The 3,095-nt window shown below is 42.6% G+C and carries 3 protein-coding genes; 1 reads left to right on the top strand and 2 read right to left on the bottom strand.

What is annotated here, in order from left to right:
• The first annotated feature begins 67 nt into the window (after positions 1-67).
• Positions 68-451 (top strand): LysE family translocator, encoded by a 384-nt coding sequence (locus tag ACO6VE_RS24175; RefSeq protein WP_422464022.1) that lies wholly within the window; start codon positions 68-70, stop codon positions 449-451.
• 78 nt (positions 452-529) lie between these two features.
• On the opposite strand, the gene ACO6VE_RS24170 is transcribed toward ACO6VE_RS24175, so the two are convergent.
• Both ACO6VE_RS24170 and ACO6VE_RS24165 read right to left on the bottom strand, forming a co-directional pair.
• The gene (locus ACO6VE_RS24170) at positions 530-1,615 is read right to left on the bottom strand and encodes a hypothetical protein (RefSeq protein ID WP_422464020.1); all 1,086 of its coding nucleotides are present in this window, start codon (positions 1,613-1,615) and stop codon (positions 530-532) included.
• Positions 1,616-1,834: 219 nt separating this feature from the next.
• Positions 1,835-2,896, bottom strand: a complete 1,062-nt coding sequence (locus tag ACO6VE_RS24165) for a ShET2/EspL2 family type III secretion system effector toxin (protein ID WP_422464018.1) — start codon at positions 2,894-2,896, stop codon at positions 1,835-1,837.
• Positions 2,897-3,095 lie beyond the last annotated feature (199 nt).

The raw sequence follows: 3,095 nt of genomic DNA, 5'->3' as shown, positions 1-3,095 counted from the left end.
CAAAACCGCATAAAAGGCTCCAACATCCAAGATCACAAGCACGCAGACTCAAGAAATACCAAGGGAAGTGAGCTTAAGTCAGTGCCATTGGTCCATGTATCTATTGTGGCTGGCATGGAAGATTGCCACGGCTGCCAGTGTTTCAGAGCAGGCGGACAGTAAAAGACCAATGACTTTTCTTCAGGCCATCAGTTTTCAGTTTGTGAATGTGAAAGCCCTGATGATGGCCGTCAGTAGCGCTGTTGTATTTACATTGCCTGGTGATAACTACACGCTTTCTGTTTTACTGGTTGGGGTGATATTTACTCTAATCAATCTGCCTTGTTGTTCAGTCTGGGTAGTTTTTGGCTCAGGATTGAGGCGATTTCTGAAAAATGAGCAAAGTTTAAGGGCTTTTAACTGGTCTCTGGCTTCACTGACAGCCGCATCGGTTGCGTTATTTTATGTCTGAGAAGCTGTATATTTTTGATCAGCCGGAACCGCTAATCCCGGTTTATAAAAAATGCCAGGTAAGTTGTGGGGTGATCTGTCAACCATTACGTCTACCTCTGAATAAGGGATGATGTTCATGCCCTGCTTCTGAGTCACATCGCAAGCCGTCAGGTGAGCCACCAAAGCACTGGACATCACATTCATCAGCAGATTTCTTCCTGTCATCAATATTAGTTAGTGATCCATCAAAGATGTTACGGTAACTGGCTTGTAGATCTTTGCTGGTAATGTGTTCAGCCAAACCCGGTTCCGAGAGCAGGAATGTTTTGTGCATAATTGTTTCGTTAGGGTCATAAAAAATAACCTTCATGCATTCATCCTGCTTCTTTAATCTCAGAGCCATTACGTGGCCAAATCTTGAATCACCCTGTGTATTAAACAAAAAATTCTTTTCATCGCCAGCAGGTATATTCCAATACTTTTCTACCAGCCCCGAAAGAGCCTCAGAAAATGCTCCCTCGTGGAAATAATATCCATCGGCATAAAAGGATTTGGGAGTAGTTCGGATGTTTTTCAAACCATCTGGAATATAGTGTGCGTCTACTGATGGAAAAAAAGATGTATTTGCAAAGGTTGATTGTATTTTTTTTGGGGTATCTATTGTTTTAAAAGTCTCTTTTCCCCGACCAAACACTTTTGTGGCATAAGCCCAGGCGATATGTCGGCAGACTATTTTTCTTCCAGCTGCTACGGTGTCAGTATCAGAGCGACGTACTGTGCAGTTAAGGCACTTTGAGTGCCAGGGTTTAATGGAGTAATACATGGGAATTGGAGCAATACTGCCATCCTGTTTGAAAGCAAGTTTAACCTTAAGTATGCGCCCTTCATCATGCAGTTTGTCTATCTTATTGGAAACATAGCTGGTTGAACTCTTGCAGGCTGACGGGATGTTGATGTTATAAGCACTTAATGGCTTATGGAGTCTTTTGGTAAACCATGCATTTGGGTGTTCTTTCATCAGCTTTTGGGTGTTACCGTCTAAAACGCTGACAGAATAACGGCCAAACAGTGCTTTGATGCCATTAACAAGGGATTTGATGACCCTGATTGGCAGTAAGGATTCTGAATGTCTAAACCATGAATGTGATAGTGCTGACAATACACTTAGCTTGATATGATCCATTACATGATATCCCTTGCTTGATTCTTATGATTCATTTGCTTGAAACCTTTAGAGTACAAAAGTTCTAAAAAGTTCCACGGCTATCCATCAGCTCAGGAAAGAGTGATGTTTTATGTTTGGGAGGCTGTATGTTTTTTATCAGCCGGGATCGCGCATCACGGTTTATGAAAAATGCCAGGTAAGTTATGGGGTGATCTATCAACCAATATCTTTTCTCCATCATGCCCCGAATAAGGGATGATCCAGATGCCCCGGTGCTGCAAGCAACAGGGTAGGTGAGCCACCAAAGAACTGAATATCACATTTATCAGCCGACTTTTTCCTGTCATCAATATTAACAAGTGCTCCATCAAAGAGGTAGCTTGCCCCGAGATCTTCGCCGGTAATGTGTGCAGCCAAACCGGGTTCCGAGAGAAGGATTGTTTTGTGCATGAGTGTAGCGTTAGGGTCGTAAAAAATAACCTTCATGCATCCATCCTGTTTCTTTAATCTCAGGGCCATATGGTGGGATTCTAATTCATCACCTCGTGAATCAATAAGAAAATTCTTTTCATCGCCACAAGCCATATTCCAGTACTTTTCTACCAGCCTCGTAAGAGCCTCTGAAAACTTTCCCTCACGGAAATAATAGCCATCAGCATAATAGGATCTGACAGTAGTTGCGCCGTCTTCTAATCCCTCTGGGTGAAGGTGCGCAACCATTGATGGATTAGCATATGTATTGGCAAAGGTTGTTTGTATTTTTTCCGGGGTGTTTATTGTTTTAAAAGTATCTTTTCCCCGACCAAACACTTTTGTGGCATAAGCCCAGGCGAAATGTCGGCAGACAATTTTTGCTCCGGGTGCTTTGGTGTCAGTATCAGAGCGGTGGGCTTTACCATTAAGGCATATGGGGGAGCAGGTATTATCGGAGTTATACATGGGGATTGGGACAACACTGCCATCCTGCTTGAAAGCGAGTTTAACCTGAAGCCTACGCCCTTCATCATGCAGTTTGTCTGTCTTATTGGAAACATAGCCGGTTGGGTGCTTGCAGGCTGACGGGATGCTAATGTTATAAGCACTTAATGGTTTATGGAGTATTTGGGTAAACCGTGCATTTGGATGTTCTTTCATCAGCTGTTGGGTGTTACCGTATAAAACGCTGACAGAATAACGACCAAACAATGCCTTGATACCATTAACAAGGCATTTTATAGCCCTGATTAGCAGTAAGGATTCTGAATGTCTGTACCATGAATGTGATAGTGCTGAAAAAACACTAAGCTTGATTTGATCCATTACATGATATCCCTTGTTTGATTCTCATGATTCATTTGCTTGGAACTTTTAGAGGACAAAAGTTTTAAAAAGTTCCAAGGCTATCCCTCAGCTCAGGAAAGAGTGATGTTTCCTGAATTCGTATCATAAATGCATAACCTCTGTAACCAGAGGGTTGCCACTGAACTGCCTTTGAAATGAATCAGAACTCAGGGGTACT

It is taken from the genome of Endozoicomonas sp. ALB115 (assembly GCF_049310245.1).
Classification (GTDB): Bacteria; Pseudomonadota; Gammaproteobacteria; order Pseudomonadales; family Endozoicomonadaceae; genus Endozoicomonas.
This window is presented reverse-complemented; position numbering and strand designations above follow the sequence as displayed.

Excerpts from the sequence above, each read along its gene's own strand:
- ACO6VE_RS24170 (WP_422464020.1), bottom strand. The coding sequence starts at position 1,615 with ATGGATCATATCAAGCTAAGTGTATTGTCAGCACTATCACATTCATGG.
- ACO6VE_RS24165 (WP_422464018.1), bottom strand. The coding sequence starts at position 2,896 with ATGGATCAAATCAAGCTTAGTGTTTTTTCAGCACTATCACATTCATGG.